Here is an 18,237-nt window from a genome sequence, read left to right as displayed (position 1 = left end):
GAATAAAAATGGCAAAAATACATTTTGTTTTAAATGGCAAAGGTGGTATAGGTAAAAGTTTTATAAGCTCTTTGCTATGTCAATATTTTTTAGATAAAGGAGAAAGTATCGTCGCTATTGATACAGATCCTAACAATACAACTTTACTCAATGTAAAAGCTTTAAAAGCTAAATTCTTACAACTTATTGATGATGAAGGAAAATTTGATGTCCGTGCCTTTGATAAAATTGTAGAATTAGCTTTTGAAAAAAAGGCTAAAAACTATATTATTGATAGCGGTGCAACTACTTTTATACCTTTAATCGATTATCTTAAAGAAAATGAAGTTTTAGACTTTTTAACAAGCAATAGTTTAGAAGTTTTTATGCATGTCCCTATCGTAGGCGGACAAGCAAGAGATGATACCATTTTGGGATTAACACAACTCACACAAGCTTTTAATTGCTCTTTTGTGGTGTGGGTTAATGAATATCATGGATCAATTATCAAAGATGATTTCGAGTTTGAAGAAACTAAAGAATATCAAGCTATCAAAGAAAAAATCAAAGCTATTATTTATCTTAATGCTTTAAGTAAAGATACTTTCGGCAAAGATTTGTTAGAACTCACTTCCAAGAATTTAACTTTTGGTGAAGCTATGCAAGATAAAAACTTTTCTTTAATGTCGAAACAAAGGCTTAAAATTTTCAAAGATAAAGCATTTAATCAAATAGGTAATATATTATAATAATATCTTTATGATATTATTATAATATTTATTTAATTTAATATTAATATTATTATGATATAATTATATTAATTATTATAAAGGAGTAAAAATGCAAAAACAATATCCCGAAGTGCATAGCTTAGAAGAAAGCCTTGCAATACTTAAAAAATATAAAGATGATTTGACTAAAGAGCAATACGAAGGTATTAAATCTGTTATTTGCGGACACGCTATTGAAAGCATTTACTGTAATGAATTAACAATACAATTATTAGTTAAAAAAAATGTATATGGTTTAAGTGCTGATGAAATATTGGCTGAATACAAAGAAAAAGGATTTGTAGAATATGAAAGAAAGCAATGAAGAACTTTTTAAAAGATTAATTGCGGATAATAAACTTGGTATAAAAGATGAAAAAGAATTTGAAATAGTAGCTAGAAATTATACCACAATAAGAAGCGATGAGCTAAGAATCAATCCTATCAAAGGCAATTTCGATTATCAGCACTTGAAAAATATACATAAATATATTTTTCAAGATGTATTTCACTGGGCTGGAAAAGATAGAATGGAAGTAGGCTTGCATGGAAATTTTGGAAAATATGCACCAAATGGAACAATTACTAATTTTATTCCTGGAAAAGATTTAAATGCAACCGCTCAACAAATTTTTACTTGGCTTAAAGAAGACAATTACTTAAAAAATTCAAAAGATCTTAACGATTTCGCAAAGAACTTAGCCGAATTTGCTAGAAACCTAAATGCTTTGCACCCCTTTAGAGAAGGTAACGGCAGAACTCAAAGAATATTTTTAAATGAGTTGGCTAAAAATGCAGGTTATAAACTTGATTTAAATTTAATACCAAAAGATAAAATGATAATGGCATCTGTAGAAGCTTCACAATTGAAATTAGGAAAACTTGAAGCCATAATTAAAACCAATCTAAAAAGCTTTAGACAAAATTTAGATTTGGAGCAAAATAAAGGAATATCATTATAATGCTATGAGAAAAACTATTGCAATATTTGCCTTTTCCTTTGTATTTCTTCTAATCCTCTCATATCTTATTTTTTATTTTGGTGGCTTTCATTTTAACCATACAAGATCAATGCCTTTGGGCTTATATAAAGAAATTAGCTCTTCCATTTTTAACAAAAACGATATCGTGCTTTTAAAAATACCACAAAAGAAAGAAATTTTATTAAAAAAGATTGTTGCAATAAATGGAGATTTTGTAGAAGTTAATAGACAAGGTGTGTTTATTAATAAAACACTTATGCCTGATTCTAAAATTTTTTCATTTGATAGCGAAGGTAATCCACTAGAATTTAAACCTTTTAAATGCAAGTTAAAAGAAAATGAACTTTTTGTTATGGGTGAAAATATAAAAAGTTATGATAGTAGATACTTTGGAGTGATAAATATATTCCAAAATGAAGTAAAAAAAGTTAAGTCAATAATATTATTTTAATATTATAATAATATTAATTTAAGATTATTATAATATTATTATGATATAATTATATTTATAATTATAAATTAGAATAAAAGGAGAAAAAATGAATTTATTAAATAAAAAAATTATTTTAGTCTATGGGATTTATATAGGCATTATTGCTTTGATTTATTTTTTTGGAAAAGATTTTTTGTTAGTTTTTGATAATTTAAAAAACTTTTTCTTATCAGTAAATCCTGCTTATTATATGCTAAGTTTGCCTATAAGTATGTTTTTCGTTTTTATTGTAATAAGCTTCTTGGAAAAAAGGGGGATAAAGGGTGTTTTAGTGTATTTATTAACTGTTATTCCATTACTTTTTTTATTTTTTCATTATTCTGACGCCAAATTGAGTGTTGATTACCTTAATAGTGAAGCAATGTTTGTTATTTTCTTAATTCTTTTTTCTTCTCTTATCGCACCAGTGGCAATTTATCAAATGTATATAGAAAAAGAAGAAGTTGAAGGTTAAGGAGTAAAAATGATTTCAATAGGACTTTTATTTTTTCTTGTTGGACTAAACAAACTAATGTGTGGATTTTTATTTAATGCTAGAAATACAATATACAAACTATTAAGTTACACAAAAATTCACGCGATTTTTATTAATTTAAGAACTCTACTTTTTTTAATATTGGTATTTAATGCGGATCTATCTTATATGGGAACAGTTTTATTTCTAGTTGATTTAATGACAGCTATATCTATATTTTTTGCTTATGCTCAATTAGCTTATGGTTTCTCAATTAAAGATTGTATGTTTTATCTTGTGTGTGGAAAAATAGATAAAGAATGGTTAAAGGAGATACAAAAATGACTGAAGAAAAATTAATTAAAAAAGAAATATTTTCTTATGCAATTTTTATAGCAATTATCGCTTTAATTTGCATTTTTAAAAATGAAATTTGGGAATTTGTAAAATTTATTTTTTCTAATTTAGATTTCATATGTGGTAATTTTGCAAATTTTGTAAGCGAAGATAATATAATATTTTTTCCAGTTACAACTCTTTTAATAGTATTTACTATAGCTATTTGTGCTGTTTGGGGATTATCTAATGTTTTATCTCTCTCATTATTTATAATGCCTATATTTGTCGCAGTTTTTTATATTTTTAATATTGATATAAGTTTAAAAAACCTTTATAGCTCTTATTTTATATTTTTAATCATTATTAATGGTCTTTTATGGAGTGCAAATCAAAGATGAAAAAAATTACACTTATAGCATATTTTATAATCTTTTTATCAGGATTATGGTTTTTATTTAGTACTATTAAAGAGTATTTTGGCATTTTATCTTTTATTCTTGGAATCGCACTTATTTATTTTGGTGTTATTAATATAAAAAAAATATCAAATAAAGTCCATAAAAATAAAACGGAGTTTGAAACTCTACTTAATACAACAAATGATATTTTTGCATTGTTTGGTTCTGTAATGCTTTTAGTATTTATCATCTTTTTTACATTTCAAAATGAAATAAATATTAAATTCTTTTCAGATCAAGGACTTGTTATAGAAGATGATAAAAAAATATCTATTTATTTTAAATCTAAAGAAGTTAAAACGCTTGATAGCTCTAAATATAAGGATATATCAACAATGTATAGCGATGATTATGTTAATGTTATTTTCAAAAATAAAGATGATAATAGTAGCTTAATTCTAAGATGTGATGAAAGTGGCTGTAAAGAGGAGAAAAAATGAGAGAAAATATATTAATAAAAAAACTTTATGTAGATAACGACATTATAAGAGATTTATATAAAAAAAGCTTGGATTTTGCTATTAATGAAAGAGAAAAAGCCATTGATTTTTTGTATAAAAAAACAAGTAAAGGAACATATAATTTATTATCAGAAATAAAAATAACTTTGGAGTCTTTAGAAAACTCCATTAATGAAAATATGATTTTATTTGGAAAATTTGCTTTTTTCTTTAAAAATCCAAAATATTATACGCGACAAAGCCATCAAATCATCGCAAAGATATCTTCTTGTTATGATTTGCTCTTGGGTTTATTTTATCACTATGGTTTTTTTCAAGATGAGAAACAAATAAATGATATTTTACATAAATTGTTTGAAGCCTTTAAAGTAAAAAGCGATTTTTCTCTTGATTTTCAAAATAAAAGTCCATACGCTAAATTTAAAGAAGTCAAATTGTATTTTGAACCTCATTTTGCTACTTTTTATGATTATTTAGAGTTTGAAAAATATTTATATGAGAGTGAAAAAGGGGAGTAGATGAATAAAAAAGAACTTATTGAAGAAATTGCAAAAAAACACCATATAATCTTAGATGAAAACGATCCTATATTAGCAGTCGTTAGTGCAAATGAAATCATCTTTGATGATTTTTTAAAAAAAATAGATCTGCTTTTCACAAAACACAAAACAGATTTAGAAAGCTATAAATTTAATATATTTAATGAGATAAGAGAATATAGTAAAAGCAATCAAGAAGCTTTAAAAGATATTTTAATACAAGCACAAACAAATCAAAACACAATTAAACCATCGCAAGAAAAAACAGAAGACACTAAAGAAAAGAAAAATACAAATACTAATTTTTGGATTATCGCTATTGCTGGTCAAATTATTTTTCTTCTTGTTGGTTTAATCATAGGGATAACAATATAATATTATTTTATTATCTTTTTAATATTATATTAATCTTATTATGATATTATTTCAATATAAATTAAAAACAAGGTTTTATTATGATTATATCCGTAGTAAATGAAAAAGGTGGAAGCGGTAAAACTACATTAGCAGTAAATCTTTCCGCAAGATTGGCTGAAGATGGCGATAATGTTTTACTTATCGACGCAGATCCGCAAAAATCAACTGAAGTTTTTTCAGACATGAGAAGTCAATCAAACTTAGAGCCTTTATTTTCAAATGTTTCAAAAACAGGTGTTAGTTTAGGCGATGAAATTAAAAGAATGAAGAATGCTTTTGATAGTATTATAGTTGATACAGGCGGTAGAGATAGTAAAGAAATGCGAAAAGCTATACTTTCATCAAATATAATTATTATTCCTACAATTCCAAGTCAATACGATGTTAATGTTCTAGATCATATGCTAGAAATTTATAATGAAGTGATTGATATTAATCCTAATTTATTAGCTTTGGTTTTAGTCAATAGGGTTTCACCCAATCCTTTTTTAGCAAAAGAATTAGAAAATTTAAAAGAATACATTAACGAAACCAAAAAAGAAAAAGGCTTAGATAGAGTAATAATGCTTGAAAGTGTAATCTATGAAAGACAAGCTTATCGCAAAGCAGTAATAGAAGGTAAAAGCATGAAAGAATTTTGCGATAAAAACAACAAAGCTTTAAATGACTTTGAAAACTTTTACCAAGAACTTTTAAAAATAACAAATGAAAAACTAGGAGTATAATAATGGGATTTAAAAAACTGAGTTCAGAAATACCAAAAAATGAAAATGACTTTGTTAATTCAGCTCGAGGAGAAACAGGAAATGCAAAAACTAGCAATGCAAAAAGAAATAAAAAGCTTGTAGTAAATTTTACAGAAGAAGAGTATCAAACCTTAAATCAAGAGGCTAATTCAATAGGTTTGAGCTTAAATTCTTATGTAAGATTTAAAATTTTTAGAAAGGAGTAAAAAAATGTTTTTAGATATAATTAGCAAAATATTCATTTTTATTGCAATTCATACAATGATTATATTTATAGCAAAGTCTCATATCGCAGTGATCAAAACAGGTTTTCAAAGTTTTGATTTTAGGTTTATTTTTATCTACAATTTAGCATTTTTAGTTGCAGAATATTTTATGTTTCTCGCATACTCAAAATATATATTAAATTAATATTATAATAATATCACAATATTATTATTGTGATATTAAAAATTATTCAAATTAATATCATTACTTTTAATAACTTCTGCTTTTTTCAAGTATTGATATTTTAAATCTTTTTCAAGTTTTTTTGCATACTTTTCCATTATCTCAATATTCTTATCGCTTAACATAGAAATAACATTTGCCACTTTACTAATTTTGCTTTCTTGCATTGAAAATCTTTTTACATACTCATCAGCATCAATTTTTCTATTTGTATAAAATCCCTTGGCAATATCTGTTATTTTATTAGTATTTAAAAATAAATGCTCGAATTTTTCAAACTTTTTTATCTCTTTATCATCGATTAAAGCTTGTTTTATTTCTTCATTCATTGCAATAAGCCCTTCTTTATTGATAGAATTTACAACAAAACCTTCAATTTGAGTATCAATGCTTTGTATATCCATAGAATTGATTTCATCGGAACTAAAACCTATTTTTTTCAATTCTGCTTCAAATACCGAAAGTGTAGTATTCGAGACTTTTTTAAGAATAGCTTTTAAAGCTTTTAATTCTTTTTCTTTAATATTTTCTTTTATGCCTGGTTCATCTTTAATAAGTTTGATTTTTAACTCAACAATATTTTTTAAAATCTTTCTAGACTTCATTTCTTGGCGTTTATCATTATTGCTTTCTTGTATCTTTTGCATTTGCGGATCTGTAAAACTCACATTTAAATTATAATCATTTGCGACTTCTAAAATATTTCTTTTAAAATTCTCATCTCCTGTAATATTAAGATGATTTCCAAATCTATCAATCGCCATAAGTAAAGAATTTAAAAGAAATTCTTTATCATCTTTGCCGTTTTGAATAAGGGATACTTTTAACATTTCTCCTTTATCTATGGCTTTATTAAAACCGCTTTTATATACAGCATAACCTTCTTTTGTTATATAATCTACATTTTCAAAGATTTTAGGTTTTTCCTGGGTTGATGATAAAGTGTTTTCATTTTCATTAATTTTCGTTTTAGATCTTCGTAAAGCCCTTGTAGCCTCTTCGTTTCCTGATAAGGATTCATTAATTAAAAAATCTCTATAAGACACTCTTTTATATTTTTGATAAAGCTCTTTTTGTTTGTTTTTAAAAATCATTCTTTGGTTTTTAACATGTGCAAAAGTGTTTTTATTAAATTTCATTGATGGTATTGAGGTTTTAAATTCATTTCGCCTAAGCTTTAACATTCTAAGTTCTTTGTCAAGCTCTGCTTTTTTCTCATTTTCAATTCTTAAATACTTTTCCCACAATGCTTTAGAAGTTTCTTTATTTGGTCGTTGGTATCGCTCTTTTATTTCCCGTTTTTCTTCTTCAATGTTTTGTGTATTCTCTTTTTCTTGTTTTAAATCTAATTCTTTAAATCTTTTCTCTAAAGCTTGTTTAGATAATTCCCTATGGATACTACTTGCTTTGCAAAACAATTTTTCACTCTTAGAAGCAATAACAAAACCTTTTCTTCTTTCTCTAAATTCAAGATCATATTTAGCTAAAAGTTGTTTAATGTCTTTAAAAGTGGTCTTTTCATCTTTTAACATAAGATCTACTTGTTTAGAAAGCTTTTCTTTTACCCAGGTTTCAAAATTGCAATTCATAGTATGGATATTATATTTATTGCTTTGCTTGTCTTTTTGTGAAATATGATTATCCAACTTTAAATTATACTGCTTTTCAAGTTTCATCGCTGTTTCTTGTAAAATTTTAACATCATTGTAAGGATTAACAACTTTTAGAGTGCGTGGATTAACTTTATTAATTGCGATATGTATGTGAAGATTATTTGTATTAGAATGAATTACACTTAATCTTTGATGATCGCTCATTCCTAAAGACTTTGCGATTTCCTCTTCAATCGCTTGTAAAATTTCCAAAGTAGGCTTTTCGTCTTCTTGAAAAGAAACTACTAAATGCAAGGTCTTATCCTGCTTTGTTGTGGTATTAAGCTTTTGAGTGTTGATAATCTCGTTAATATTATCCTCATCATTATCAAAAGAACAATTTGTAAAATGGTAACCTTCCACTTTATCCATTTCATTATTTTTATCAAGCATATAATCAACTAATACTTTTGCATTATTATTGTCTTTATCTAAAATATAATCCGACAATCTTTTAAAACTTGATTTATTTTGTTTCCTTGCTGGTATTTTTCTGACTATCATTTTGCATTATCCTTTTGGCTTGTTCTTTTAAAAGTATTTGCAAATCTAAAATTTGATCCACAATCTCATCAATATCTTCATAAGATCTTTTATTTGAAAAATTGGCTTTATTATCTTCATTTCTAACTAGCCAATGCTTAAAAAGTCCGCCCAATCTTCCTATATCCCCCGCAATATTTAAAACATTATATGCGACTTTTTGATCTACTATGCAAGTAATAGGATAATTCATCGATAAATCACGCAAATATCTTGAAAGTGTTAAGCCGTGATTTTGTGCTTTTTCTGTTAAAAGATTATATTCTTCTAAAGTCAGTCTAATATTTACCTGTTTTGTTTTTTTCATTTTGGCGTCCTATTTTAGAGCTTTAGCGATAAAACTTTGCTTTTGTATAGCAAAAGCATATCCTGTCTTATTACTCCAAGTAATTATAACTAAATTTAGGTAATTCTATTGTAATAAAATTAACTTTACCTAAAATAACCTAAATAAACTCAAATTAACCTAAAATATCCTATAATGAAAAAATACAAATAGAATATAGGAGAACAATCATGGATATAAAAATTGCAACACTTGAAGATATAAAATTTATAGAACATTGTTTTAATCTAGGACTTGAAGAAAAACATTTTTACAATGTAAGATTTATTGAAAAATTAGAAGATATAATAAAAAATAATGGTGTATCAGGAGGAATTTTTATTATTAAAGATGGTACAAATGAAAAAGCAGGTTTCGCATTTTGTGGAAAAAGCAAAGGTTCAAATATATATGAAATAAATATGATCTATATCTTGGAAAAATTTAGAAACAAAAAGTTAGCTACAAATTTTATTAAATATTATGAAAAACTTATTCCCAACAATAAAATAATTGCTAGATGTGATATAAACTATTCCCAGCAAGCTATTAAAATTTTTAAACATTTAGGCTACCAAGAATTATCTAAAAAAGAAAAAACAAGCCAATATGAATTCATGATATTAGAAAAATCTATTTAGCAAGGAATAATAATGCAAAGAGGTGAAGCTAAGATCGAATTTTATTCAAATATAAACTATTTAAAAAAAGAATTTGAAAATGGTTGTGTAGTATCTAAATTTCTTTATGATAAAGCTTTAAAAGAAAAAAACTTTAAAATGACTTATAAACAATTCAATAAATATTTCAATGATGAATTTAAAAACAAAATCAAGAAAAAAGAAACAATACAAGAAGATAATCAACTTCAATCTTTAGTTCCGAAAAATAAAGAACCTATCAAACTAAAGATTGACACAAAATCAAAAAAAGTATTTGACGCTAAATTTGGAAAAGATATCAAAGAAGATGATTTGTTGTAATTTACTTATTACACCAGGATAAAAATGTTTAAGAAAACTAAAAACTTAAATGATTAAAAACCTATTTTACCATTACTTTAAGTTTTAAAGAAAAACACTCTAAACTTAAAAAGAAATATTTTTATTTGTAAAAAGCTTATATTATCGATAATCAAAGCAATTAAACCTTAGTTTGAAAACTCTACTTTTCAAATCATAACTTCTTTTTGGTGTATATAGCAAATTGCACCTGTTAAGGTGCTATAATTTGCATAAATATAGGGTGCGGGGTGTGCAGTCGCCTAGAGCGACAAACGAACTTGACCCCGCCCTATTGTTGTAAGAAGAGTAAGAGACGCTTAGTCTCTTCAAATTTGCAAATGAGCGTTAGCGAAATTTGCTGTAAAAAATTTTTTGTTTTCAAGAGTAGATTAAGAAGGAAAAGACTTAAAAAAAATGCTTTCAAATATAGGTATAATAGTGCTTTGATAAGGTTTTTAATTTTCCCACCAGTGGGACAAATTTTCCCACCAGTGGGAAAAAAACTGCTCGTGGTGGGAAAATTATTTTTAGAAAAAATCATGTTTCCAAATAAATTGGGAAAAAATTGCTTTTTTTGCTTAAATATGTTTCATTTTTTGGGAAAAAATGATATAATACTTTGATTTAGAACAAAAAAAGGTTAAGTATGAAAGAAATAGTAGATTTGGAAAACAAGCCAGTAACTAGATTATATAGCAAAGTTGAAGAGAAGGTTGATAATATTACAGGGGAAGTTACTACCATTGTAAGCTCTTTTCTCCAAAAAGAAAAAACCAAAGATGATTTTATTAAGCTTTTTGTAGAAAATATTAATTATCTTACTGATAATCTTTCTAATTCTGCCCTAAGAGTAGTATTAATGATGTTTAAAAATTTAAATTATCAAAATATTTTTCATTACAATAGTGATTTTGTATCTTATTTTACAAATAAAAAAATTCTAGGAAAATCTAGTGTTTATCGTGCAATAAAAGAACTTGAAGATAAAAATGTAATTTTTAAAATCACAAAAGAACAACAAGAAGAGTATGATATTATAAGTCCAAATTCATATATTATGAACCCTCAAATTATCGGGAAGGGTTCTTTTAAAGATCTAAAGAAACTAAGACAAACAACAATAAAAGAATTTGATTTTGAAAAATTGGAAATGATACAAAAAGTAGAAGTAGAAAGTGAATATGAAGGACTAGACGAAGTTAAAGAAAATCCTGAAAATTATTATATCGAAGATATTAAACAAATTGCTTATCCTAATACCATAGAGAATCAAATTATTATATCTAAAAAAGAAGCGGAAGTAGATAATCAAACCCTCATTGCTAATCATACACAACCTTCTTTATTCGATGAAAATCAAAAAGAACGAGAAGCTAGACTATTTGTAGAAAAATATGCTGGGATACTTACTGGTGGATTTGATCCTACAAAATCTGCCAAAGAATTAAAAAGAGAAAAATTAGATAAAGATTTGGAAGAAGGTAGAATATAAAAATGAAAAAAGTTTATTTAGATACAAATATTTTCCTAGATTACTTCAATGCTGAAAGAACTTATCATAATGAAGCTAAGCAATTGATATATTTTTTAATTACAAATAACATTCAAATAGTTTTCTCTGAAGATATGATTTCTACTATTGCTTATCTTATTAAAAAAGAAAATTTAAATAATTTCACTCATTTTTTAAAAGATATTTCATTAGAAAAAGATTTTAATATTGCATCTTTTGGTGCAAGTGTCATTAATATGGCTTGTGATTATTATGATAAATATCGAGGAGACTTTGAAGACTATTTGCAATATTTTTGTGCTGAAAAAGAAGGTTGCTGTGCTATTTATACTATGGATAAAAATTTTCCAAATTTGAAAATACCTATAAAAAGATATGGCGAGATTGATATCTAAACTATATTTTGTCTCAAGAAAATGAAAGAAAATAAACATTCAATTGTTAAAAATGTATCATATTTTGAGACAAAAGCGAAAAATCTATATTTTGTCTCAAGAAAATGAAAAAAATAGAAAATTTTTTATAAAAAATGTATATTTTTTTACCAAAAAATGAGACAAAAGCAAAAAATCTATATTTTGTCTCAAGAAAATGAAAAAAAATAAACATTCAATTGTTAAAAATGTATCATTTTATTAGAAAAAAACCTTGACAATTAAATTAAAAATAATATAATAACGGTATTAGTTTTTAATTTTTGGAGAATTTTTTGAGAAAAAATAAACTTAATTTTTGCTTAACGGCTAGAGAGAGAGAGAGAGAGAGAGCAGAATAATCTTAAACTTTTCTTAATTTTTAAACTTTTACAACTCCACAATCCATACAAAAAAAATCCTGACAAATTTTTAACTCTTGCAATTGAATCAAAAGGACTCTTCAATGAGTAATCTTGAGTTTCAAGCAAGGATCAATGAAAAAATAAAAAGAGAATTTGGCGATATTTTAACTCATTTAGAAGATAAAGAAACAATAGAGCTTATGCTAAATTCAGACGGCAAACTTTGGCTTGAAAAGCTAGGTCAAGATATGATATGTCTTGGCGAATTTTCAGAAGCTAAAGCAAAATCTATCATTACCGCAGTTTCTACCCTTCTTGATGCAACTACAAATGCAGACAATCCTATTTTAGAATGTGAATTGCCACTTGATGGATCAAGATTTGAAGCTCTATTGCCTCCTATTGTTGCAAAACCAACCTTTACAATCAGAAAAAAAGCTGTAAAAATCTTTACTCTTGATGATTATGTAGAATCTAAGATCCTCACACCAAAACAAAAAGAAGTTTTAATCAATGCTATTAAAGAACGCCAAAATATTTTAGTTGTTGGTGGAACTGGTAGTGGTAAAACCACTTTTTCAAATGCTATTATTGACGGCATTTCTAAAATCACTCCCGATCACAGAATAGTAATCATTGAAGACACAGCAGAACTTCAATGTGCGAGTGAAAACAAAGTAATTTTAAGGGCTACGGATAAAGTAGATATGCTTAGGCTTTTGAAAGCCACAATGCGACTTCGCCCCGATAGAATTATAGTGGGCGAAACAAGAGGCAAAGAAGCTTTAGACTTGCTAAAAGCTTGGAATACAGGACACCCTGGAGGAATAGCTACAATCCACGCTAATTCTGCGAATGGGGGACTCACAAGAATGGAACAATTAATCTCTGAAGCATCAAGTGCAAAGATGAGCAAATTAATTGCTGAAGCTGTGAATTTAATTGTTTTTATCTCAAAAACTAAGGAGGGCAGAAAAATAAAAGAAATCATAAAAGTAATTGATTATGAAAACGACAAATATATTACACAAGGAGTTTAAATGAAAAAATTTTTACTACTATTTCTAATACTAGGTCTAGGTTATGCACTAGCTTCAACTACAGGTGCTGGTTTGCCTTGGGAAAGTCCATTGCAAACAATTAAGCAAAGCATAAGCGGTCCGGTAGCTTTTGTTATTTCGCTTTTGGCGTTAATTGGTGCGGGTGCTGGTTTAATTTGGGGAGGAGAGCTTAGCGGGTTTTTGAAAACTTTAATCTATATTGTAATTATAATCGCTTTAGTTGTAGGAGCTAATAGCTTTATGTCACTATTCACAACGAGCGGAGCATTAATTTAATGGAAGAGTTACATAGAGTAGATATTTATAGTGCATTGAACAAACCAAATTTAATGCTTGGTGCAGATAGAGAACTAATTATGATGACAGGTCTTATTTCTGCATCTCTAATTTTTACAGGAGCGACAATAGTCACTACTATCGTTGGAGTTGTATTGTTTTTTTTATGCAGTCTTCTTTTAAGATTAATGGCAAAAAGCGATCCTCTTATGCGTCAAATTTTTATACGCCAAAATAAGTATAAAAAATTTTACTATCCGCAAAGCACACCATTTTCAAAGGATTAAAATGTTAGCACTTAAAGAATTCAGAAGTAAAGCAAAAGCATTTCCCGATATTCTAAACTATGCAAGTTTTATAGATGAAGGTATTTTACTTAACAAGGACGGGAGTTTAACAGCAGGATTTTATTATCGTGCTGGAGATATTAGTTCTATGACTATAAGTGAAAGAAATACTTTAAGTGCTAGAATTAATGCAATATTAAATACTTTAGGTAATGGCTGGGCGGTTCATATTGATTGCTCAAGAATTAAAACAGAAAATTATATTGATGGCGAAACTTTTTATAAAAGCAATATTGCACAAATTCTTGAAAATGAAAGAAAGCATTATTTTGAAAATGTAGAACATTTTGAAAATCTTTTTACAATGATTTTTACTTATTTACCTCCACATAAAAATATAAGTAAAATCACTAATTTAATGATAATTGATGAAAATGTTAATAAAAATCAAAGCGATAAAATATTGGAATACTTTAAAACTACTCTTCAAAAACTAGAAGATAGTTTGAGCAATTATATCAAAATAGAAAGAATGCTACCAAGGGTAGTTACTGATGAATATAATAATGAATATATTTTAGATGATATGCTTGAATATATTAATTTTTGTATTTGTGGTGAAAGACAAAAAATAATATTACCAAATGCCCCTATGTTTTTGGATTGTTTGTTGGGCGGAAAACATTTTGAAACAGGAATGTATCCAAGAATTGATAATCAATACATAGGAATTATTGCTATTGAAGGTTTTCCAAGTGAAAGTTATCCAAATATTTTAAATGCACTTACAGAACTTAATTTTGACTATAGATTTAACACGAGATTTATTTTTTTAGATCATTATGAAGCTGAAAAATCACTTAATAAATATCGTAAAAAATGGCAACAAAAAACAAGAGGTTGGTTAGATCAATTATTAGATCGCCCTACAAGAAAACAAGATGATCATGCTGTGCTTATGGTGCAAGAACTAGATTCTGCATTATCAGAATCAAAAAGCGGTATGATAGGGTATGGTTACTATACTGCTAATATTGTAGTTTTCGATAGAGATAATGAAAATTTAGAATATAAATTAAAAGATATAAGAAGAGTTTTAGAAGGTTTAGGTTTCTTATCAAGAACTGAAACAATTAATTCTGTAGAAGCTTATTTGGGAACTTTACCTGGATTTGTTTATCCAAATTTACGCCGTCCTATATTAAATACCCTTAACTTAACACATTTAATTCCTTTGGCGTCTGTTTGGGCAGGAGAAAAATATAATCCAAGCGAAAGATTTCCTCCAAATTCTCCTCCGCTGATGCAAGTTGTAACTTCTGGCAATACGCCTTTTAGGTTAAATTTACATGTTAGTGATTTAGGGCATACTTTAATTTTTGGTCCTCCTGGGAGTGGTAAATCAACTCTTTTGGCAAATATTTTCCTTGCTTGGCAAAAATATCCAAATGCTAAAATTTACGCATTTGACAAAGGACAAAGCTTACTAGCTCCTACACTCGCAACAGGGGGAATTCATTATAATATTGCAGGAGAAAACTCATCTTTGGCGTTTGCTCCTTTGGCAAATATCAAAACAGAATCTGAGACTGCATGGGCTGAATTTTGGATTGAAACTTGTTTAAAATTGCAAAATGTCAATATTACACCAAAACACAAAAAATTAATACATGAAGCTTTAATTTCTCATACTAATACAAATTCTACTTCTTTAACTGAATTTGTATCAGCATTGCAAGACAATGATTTAAGAGATGCTTTAAGTTATTACACAATTTCTGGAACAGGTGGTTTTTTATTTGATTCAGAACAAGATAAATTAAGTCTTAGTAATGTTACAACTTTTGAAATAGAAGATTTAATGAGCTTAGGTGATCAATACATAGTTCCTACTTTACTTTATATTTTTAATCGTATTGAAAAGGGATTAGATGGAAGCCCTACATTATTGATTATTGATGAAGCATGGATTGCATTAAATCACCCAGCATTCAAAGATAAAATAATTAGTTGGCTTAAAGTTTTAAGAAAAGCAAATGTAGCTCTTGTAATGGCTACACAAAGCTTAAGCGATAGTGCAAAAAGTGGAATTTTAGATATTTTACAAGAATATTGCCCTACTAAAATATTTTTACCTAATCCCGAAGCTTATAAAAAAGGAAGTGAAAATGTTTTAGCCCCTTATGATTTTTATAAAATATTTGGACTTAATGATGTTCAAATAGGAATTATTACTAATGCTATTCAAAAAAGAGAATATTATTACACTTCTCCACTTGGAACTAGACTTTTTAATCTAGCACTTGGAAAAACTAATTTAGCCTTTACAGGTATTAGCGATAAAGTAAGCGTTAAAAGAGTAAATCAACTTTATGAACAATATAAAGAGAATTGGGCTTATAAATGGTTAGAAGAAAAAGAAATAAACTACAAAAGATTTGATAATTCAAAAAAGGAGGAAGCATGAGTAACCTAACTGTTATGAATATAAATAATCAAGAAGTTGTTTTTGAAAACAAAGATGAACAAGTTTTTTGCACAAGTTTAGATGTGGCTAAGGTTTTTGGGAAAAGACATGATGATGTTTTAAAAGCTATTAGAAATATTTTAAACGACTTACGAGAAATAGGGGATTTGCAATGTATCCGCAATTTTACGGAATCATTTCAATATCGAAAAATAGAGGGTTTTAGAGGTAGAGGAAAAAAATACCCATACTATCAACTTACAAAAGATGGCTTTTCTCTTTTGGCAATGGGTTTAACAGGTAAAAAAGCATTGCGGTTTAAAATCGCTTTTATCAATGCCTTTAATGAAATGGAAAGAATTATTAAAAATCAATACACACCAAAACTAGAAAATTATAATAAATATAAGATTCCTAATACACCTTATAGGGAAAATATTATTAAAGCGATTATGCAAACTGAACAAAATCGTAATTGTGAATTTGAAGAGCTAATCGCATATGAAATTAAAGAAATATATAAAGACAATAAATCTCATATCGAACAAAAAATTAATTTTAGAGCGAAAGGATTAATATGAAAAATTTTATTTTTGGTGTTAATAAAGCCATAGGGAAATCTCACCCCCATAAAAATGGGGCAAGGCTAAAAAGCCTTGACTATAATTATACAAAGGAGTATAATTATAACTATGAGATTTGTGTAACTCAATTTAACCACCTCTTTTCTGAGGTTAAATTTAGCCACAGGGTTGCAGCCCTATGGCTAACCCCAAAAAATTATACTCAAAAACTCAAAAAACTTTCTTTAATTGCGTCTTTACTTTTATTTATTGGTAGTAACGCTTTTGCTGATGATGTTTTAACTGGGGATACAAAATTGGCATGTGAAGCGATTTTGTGCTTAAGTAGCGGAACTCGTCCTGCTGAATGCGGTCCTTCGTTAGCTAGATATTTTGCAATACACTTTAAAAAACCCTGGAAAACAATCGATGCAAGAAAAGCTTTTTTAAACCTTTGTCCTATACAAAATGATACAAATGTAGAAGATTTGGTATTAAAAAATTTAGTTGATGATGTATTGCCAAGTTCAGATCCTAGACAATGCACACCAAATTATTTAAACACACAAGTAGAAACACAAAGAAGTCATTCTACTTTCGGTATTATGAGTTATAGGATTAATCCAAATATGCCTAGCTTTTGCTACGCACTAATAAATCATCAATATACCGACTATAAAATGCCTAAATACACATGCACAGGCGAATTTTATAATTCTTTAGAATGGAAACTAAGTGCAAAATTACAACTTATAACTCAACAAGCTTATCAAAGCCTTCCAGATAATCAAAAATATATGATTTCTAGAACTTGCGGGGATAGAAATTGTTATGAATATTACCAAAAAATCCCATTCACTAAAGAATGCTGGACTTATTAAAAGGAGTAGATATGAAAAAATCTTTATTTGGCGTAAAAAAAGCCACTTCAACAATAATTGCAACTTTAATTATAGGAACTAATAATGCCTTTGCAGGTGGTATTCCTGTAATTGATCTTAGTGCTATTGCTAATCAAGTAAAAGATTATGCAATGCAACTTCAACAATACGAGCAACTTTACCAGCAATTGCAACAACAACTTCTCATGGTAAAAATGCAACAACAAAACTTACAAAACTTGGGTAAATATGATTGGGAAAATCTAGGCACAATTCTTTATCAAGTTAATAATGTGATGAATCAAGTTAATGGTCTTTCTTATGATATAGGCAATGTTTCTAAAAAATTCGAAGATACTTATAAAGATTTCACAGGTTATAGCGATGATCTTACAAACGCCACAAATGAAAAGGAAAGATACGAACTTTATTCTGATAGATATAAACAAATTGCACAAACAAATCAAAATACATTTAAAGGAACATTACAACAGCTCGAGCTTCAATATCAAGACTTACAAAATGAAGACACTATTATTTCAAAACTTAAAGAGCGTTCAGAAGGTTCTAAAGGAAATTTACAAGCAATACAAGCCACTAATGATCTTATCACTTATCAAATTGATGAAGTAAGAAAATTAAGAGTTACTTTAATGAATCAAAATAATATGCTTACAAATTATTTAGCGTCGCAAAATAATAAAGATGTTTTAGAGCAAACTAAATTAGAAAAACAAATGCAATCCGATAGTCGCGTTCCTTATGGAATTGGCAAAAATCAAAACTATCAAACAGACG

The 18,237-nt window shown here is 27.3% G+C and carries 26 protein-coding genes; 24 read left to right on the top strand and 2 right to left on the bottom strand.

Annotated elements, in window-relative coordinates:
• The first annotated feature begins 8 nt into the window (after window positions 1-8).
• The 12 genes from AJN58_RS00140 to AJN58_RS00085 all read left to right on the top strand — a co-directional run bounded on the left by AJN58_RS00140 (window position 9) and on the right by AJN58_RS00085 (window position 5,845).
• A complete protein-coding gene (locus AJN58_RS00140) occupies window positions 9-728 on the top strand; it encodes a conjugal transfer protein TraL (RefSeq protein WP_057033501.1) in 720 nt (239 codons plus the stop codon).
• Between the two features lie 91 nt (window positions 729-819).
• Complete coding sequence (locus AJN58_RS00135; RefSeq protein WP_070264962.1) at window positions 820-1,074, top strand: hypothetical protein; 255 nt, start codon at window positions 820-822, stop codon at window positions 1,072-1,074.
• Complete coding sequence (locus AJN58_RS00130; protein ID WP_070291882.1) at window positions 1,058-1,711, top strand: Fic/DOC family protein; 654 nt, start codon at window positions 1,058-1,060, stop codon at window positions 1,709-1,711. The genes AJN58_RS00135 and AJN58_RS00130 overlap by 17 nt, the downstream gene beginning before the upstream one ends.
• A 4-nt stretch (window positions 1,712-1,715) precedes the next feature.
• Window positions 1,716-2,183, top strand: a complete 468-nt coding sequence (gene lepB, locus AJN58_RS00125; RefSeq protein ID WP_057033504.1) for a signal peptidase I — start codon at window positions 1,716-1,718, stop codon at window positions 2,181-2,183.
• A gap of 88 nt (window positions 2,184-2,271) precedes the next feature.
• Window positions 2,272-2,679, top strand: coding sequence for a hypothetical protein (locus AJN58_RS00120; RefSeq protein WP_070291880.1), 408 nt, complete (start codon window positions 2,272-2,274; stop codon window positions 2,677-2,679).
• 9 nt (window positions 2,680-2,688) lie between these two features.
• Window positions 2,689-3,024 (top strand): hypothetical protein, encoded by a 336-nt coding sequence (locus AJN58_RS00115; protein WP_052798557.1) that lies wholly within the window; start codon window positions 2,689-2,691, stop codon window positions 3,022-3,024.
• Entirely contained in the window at window positions 3,021-3,416 is a 396-nt protein-coding gene (locus AJN58_RS00110) for a hypothetical protein (RefSeq protein WP_019109120.1), read from the top strand. The genes AJN58_RS00115 and AJN58_RS00110 overlap by 4 nt, the downstream gene beginning before the upstream one ends.
• Entirely contained in the window at window positions 3,413-3,916 is a 504-nt protein-coding gene (locus tag AJN58_RS00105) for a hypothetical protein (RefSeq protein ID WP_070291879.1), read from the top strand. Before AJN58_RS00110 ends, AJN58_RS00105 begins: the two co-directional genes overlap by 4 nt.
• Entirely contained in the window at window positions 3,913-4,455 is a 543-nt protein-coding gene (locus AJN58_RS00100) for a hypothetical protein (RefSeq protein ID WP_070291878.1), read from the top strand. The genes AJN58_RS00105 and AJN58_RS00100 overlap by 4 nt, the downstream gene beginning before the upstream one ends.
• On the top strand, window positions 4,456-4,851 hold the full coding sequence (locus tag AJN58_RS00095) for a conjugal transfer protein TraM (RefSeq protein ID WP_070291877.1): 396 nt from the start codon (window positions 4,456-4,458) through the stop codon (window positions 4,849-4,851). It abuts the gene before it with no gap.
• 80 nt (window positions 4,852-4,931) lie between these two features.
• Window positions 4,932-5,618, top strand: coding sequence for a ParA family protein (locus AJN58_RS00090; RefSeq protein WP_070291876.1), 687 nt, complete (start codon window positions 4,932-4,934; stop codon window positions 5,616-5,618).
• A 2-nt stretch (window positions 5,619-5,620) separates the two neighbouring features.
• Entirely contained in the window at window positions 5,621-5,845 is a 225-nt protein-coding gene (locus AJN58_RS00085; protein WP_070291874.1) for a plasmid mobilization protein, read from the top strand.
• A gap of 240 nt (window positions 5,846-6,085) precedes the next feature.
• On the opposite strand, the gene traI is transcribed toward AJN58_RS00085, so the two are convergent.
• Both traI and AJN58_RS00070 read right to left on the bottom strand, forming a co-directional pair.
• On the bottom strand, window positions 6,086-8,245 hold the full coding sequence (traI, locus tag AJN58_RS00075; protein WP_070291870.1) for a TraI/MobA(P) family conjugative relaxase: 2,160 nt from the start codon (window positions 8,243-8,245) through the stop codon (window positions 6,086-6,088).
• On the bottom strand, window positions 8,208-8,591 hold the full coding sequence (locus AJN58_RS00070) for a plasmid mobilization protein (RefSeq protein ID WP_070291868.1): 384 nt from the start codon (window positions 8,589-8,591) through the stop codon (window positions 8,208-8,210). The genes traI and AJN58_RS00070 overlap by 38 nt, the downstream gene beginning before the upstream one ends.
• A 209-nt stretch (window positions 8,592-8,800) precedes the next feature.
• On the opposite strand from AJN58_RS00070, the gene AJN58_RS00065 reads away from it, so the two are divergent.
• From AJN58_RS00065 to trbJ, 12 genes are all read left to right on the top strand, one after another.
• Window positions 8,801-9,250 carry a GNAT family N-acetyltransferase gene (locus tag AJN58_RS00065; RefSeq protein WP_070291862.1) on the top strand — a complete coding sequence of 150 codons (450 nt, stop codon included), beginning with the start codon at window positions 8,801-8,803 and terminating at the stop codon, window positions 9,248-9,250.
• A 12-nt stretch (window positions 9,251-9,262) separates the two neighbouring features.
• Entirely contained in the window at window positions 9,263-9,592 is a 330-nt protein-coding gene (locus tag AJN58_RS00060) for a hypothetical protein (RefSeq protein ID WP_070291861.1), read from the top strand.
• 353 nt (window positions 9,593-9,945) lie between these two features.
• Window positions 9,946-10,236, top strand: coding sequence for a hypothetical protein (locus AJN58_RS10455; protein WP_002784926.1), 291 nt, complete (start codon window positions 9,946-9,948; stop codon window positions 10,234-10,236).
• 23 nt (window positions 10,237-10,259) lie between these two features.
• The gene (locus tag AJN58_RS00050; RefSeq protein ID WP_070291860.1) at window positions 10,260-11,105 is read left to right on the top strand and encodes a hypothetical protein; all 846 of its coding nucleotides are present in this window, start codon (window positions 10,260-10,262) and stop codon (window positions 11,103-11,105) included.
• Between the two features lie 2 nt (window positions 11,106-11,107).
• Complete coding sequence (locus AJN58_RS00045) at window positions 11,108-11,521, top strand: type II toxin-antitoxin system VapC family toxin (RefSeq protein ID WP_070291859.1); 414 nt, start codon at window positions 11,108-11,110, stop codon at window positions 11,519-11,521.
• A gap of 484 nt (window positions 11,522-12,005) precedes the next feature.
• Entirely contained in the window at window positions 12,006-12,944 is a 939-nt protein-coding gene (gene trbB, locus AJN58_RS00040) for a P-type conjugative transfer ATPase TrbB (protein WP_070291854.1), read from the top strand.
• Window positions 12,945-13,241, top strand: a complete 297-nt coding sequence (locus tag AJN58_RS00035) for a TrbC/VirB2 family protein (RefSeq protein WP_070291853.1) — start codon at window positions 12,945-12,947, stop codon at window positions 13,239-13,241.
• Window positions 13,241-13,528: a conjugal transfer protein TrbD gene (locus tag AJN58_RS00030; protein WP_070291852.1), complete on the top strand. Its 288-nt coding sequence runs from the start codon at window positions 13,241-13,243 to the stop codon at window positions 13,526-13,528. Before AJN58_RS00035 ends, AJN58_RS00030 begins: the two co-directional genes overlap by 1 nt.
• 1 nt (window position 13,529) lies before the next feature.
• A complete protein-coding gene (locus tag AJN58_RS00025) occupies window positions 13,530-15,995 on the top strand; it encodes a conjugal transfer protein TrbE (protein WP_070291851.1) in 2,466 nt (821 codons plus the stop codon).
• On the top strand, window positions 15,992-16,576 hold the full coding sequence (locus AJN58_RS00020; protein WP_057042003.1) for a Rha family transcriptional regulator: 585 nt from the start codon (window positions 15,992-15,994) through the stop codon (window positions 16,574-16,576). The genes AJN58_RS00025 and AJN58_RS00020 overlap by 4 nt, the downstream gene beginning before the upstream one ends.
• A 230-nt stretch (window positions 16,577-16,806) precedes the next feature.
• Window positions 16,807-17,439, top strand: coding sequence for a TrbM/KikA/MpfK family conjugal transfer protein (locus tag AJN58_RS00015; protein WP_070291895.1), 633 nt, complete (start codon window positions 16,807-16,809; stop codon window positions 17,437-17,439).
• An 11-nt stretch (window positions 17,440-17,450) separates the two neighbouring features.
• On the top strand, window positions 17,451-18,237 hold a 787-nt coding region (gene trbJ / locus AJN58_RS00010), incomplete at its 3' end, for a P-type conjugative transfer protein TrbJ (protein ID WP_070291850.1).

Origin of the sequence: Campylobacter sp. BCW_4321 (genome assembly GCF_001763075.1) — a bacterium.
Lineage (GTDB): Bacteria > Campylobacterota > Campylobacteria > Campylobacterales > Campylobacteraceae > Campylobacter_D > Campylobacter_D jejuni.
This window is presented reverse-complemented; position numbering and strand designations above follow the sequence as displayed.

What these genes read in the sequence shown, in the direction of transcription:
- AJN58_RS00140 (WP_057033501.1), top strand. Translation starts at nt 9, where the DNA reads ATGGCAAAAATACATTTTGTTTTAAATGGCAAAGGTGGTATAGGTAAA.
- AJN58_RS00135 (WP_070264962.1), top strand. Translation starts at nt 820, where the DNA reads ATGCAAAAACAATATCCCGAAGTGCATAGCTTAGAAGAAAGCCTTGCA.
- AJN58_RS00130 (WP_070291882.1), top strand. Translation starts at nt 1,058, where the DNA reads ATGAAAGAAAGCAATGAAGAACTTTTTAAAAGATTAATTGCGGATAAT.
- lepB (WP_057033504.1), top strand. Translation starts at nt 1,716, where the DNA reads ATGAGAAAAACTATTGCAATATTTGCCTTTTCCTTTGTATTTCTTCTA.
- AJN58_RS00120 (WP_070291880.1), top strand. Translation starts at nt 2,272, where the DNA reads ATGAATTTATTAAATAAAAAAATTATTTTAGTCTATGGGATTTATATA.
- AJN58_RS00115 (WP_052798557.1), top strand. Translation starts at nt 2,689, where the DNA reads ATGATTTCAATAGGACTTTTATTTTTTCTTGTTGGACTAAACAAACTA.
- AJN58_RS00110 (WP_019109120.1), top strand. Translation starts at nt 3,021, where the DNA reads ATGACTGAAGAAAAATTAATTAAAAAAGAAATATTTTCTTATGCAATT.
- AJN58_RS00105 (WP_070291879.1), top strand. Translation starts at nt 3,413, where the DNA reads ATGAAAAAAATTACACTTATAGCATATTTTATAATCTTTTTATCAGGA.
- AJN58_RS00100 (WP_070291878.1), top strand. Translation starts at nt 3,913, where the DNA reads ATGAGAGAAAATATATTAATAAAAAAACTTTATGTAGATAACGACATT.
- AJN58_RS00095 (WP_070291877.1), top strand. Translation starts at nt 4,456, where the DNA reads ATGAATAAAAAAGAACTTATTGAAGAAATTGCAAAAAAACACCATATA.
- AJN58_RS00090 (WP_070291876.1), top strand. Translation starts at nt 4,932, where the DNA reads ATGATTATATCCGTAGTAAATGAAAAAGGTGGAAGCGGTAAAACTACA.
- AJN58_RS00085 (WP_070291874.1), top strand. Translation starts at nt 5,621, where the DNA reads ATGGGATTTAAAAAACTGAGTTCAGAAATACCAAAAAATGAAAATGAC.
- traI (WP_070291870.1), bottom strand. Translation starts at nt 8,245, where the DNA reads ATGATAGTCAGAAAAATACCAGCAAGGAAACAAAATAAATCAAGTTTT.
- AJN58_RS00070 (WP_070291868.1), bottom strand. Translation starts at nt 8,591, where the DNA reads ATGAAAAAAACAAAACAGGTAAATATTAGACTGACTTTAGAAGAATAT.
- AJN58_RS00065 (WP_070291862.1), top strand. Translation starts at nt 8,801, where the DNA reads ATGGATATAAAAATTGCAACACTTGAAGATATAAAATTTATAGAACAT.
- AJN58_RS00060 (WP_070291861.1), top strand. Translation starts at nt 9,263, where the DNA reads ATGCAAAGAGGTGAAGCTAAGATCGAATTTTATTCAAATATAAACTAT.
- AJN58_RS00050 (WP_070291860.1), top strand. Translation starts at nt 10,260, where the DNA reads ATGAAAGAAATAGTAGATTTGGAAAACAAGCCAGTAACTAGATTATAT.
- AJN58_RS00045 (WP_070291859.1), top strand. Translation starts at nt 11,108, where the DNA reads ATGAAAAAAGTTTATTTAGATACAAATATTTTCCTAGATTACTTCAAT.
- trbB (WP_070291854.1), top strand. Translation starts at nt 12,006, where the DNA reads ATGAGTAATCTTGAGTTTCAAGCAAGGATCAATGAAAAAATAAAAAGA.
- AJN58_RS00035 (WP_070291853.1), top strand. Translation starts at nt 12,945, where the DNA reads ATGAAAAAATTTTTACTACTATTTCTAATACTAGGTCTAGGTTATGCA.
- AJN58_RS00030 (WP_070291852.1), top strand. Translation starts at nt 13,241, where the DNA reads ATGGAAGAGTTACATAGAGTAGATATTTATAGTGCATTGAACAAACCA.
- AJN58_RS00025 (WP_070291851.1), top strand. Translation starts at nt 13,530, where the DNA reads ATGTTAGCACTTAAAGAATTCAGAAGTAAAGCAAAAGCATTTCCCGAT.
- AJN58_RS00020 (WP_057042003.1), top strand. Translation starts at nt 15,992, where the DNA reads ATGAGTAACCTAACTGTTATGAATATAAATAATCAAGAAGTTGTTTTT.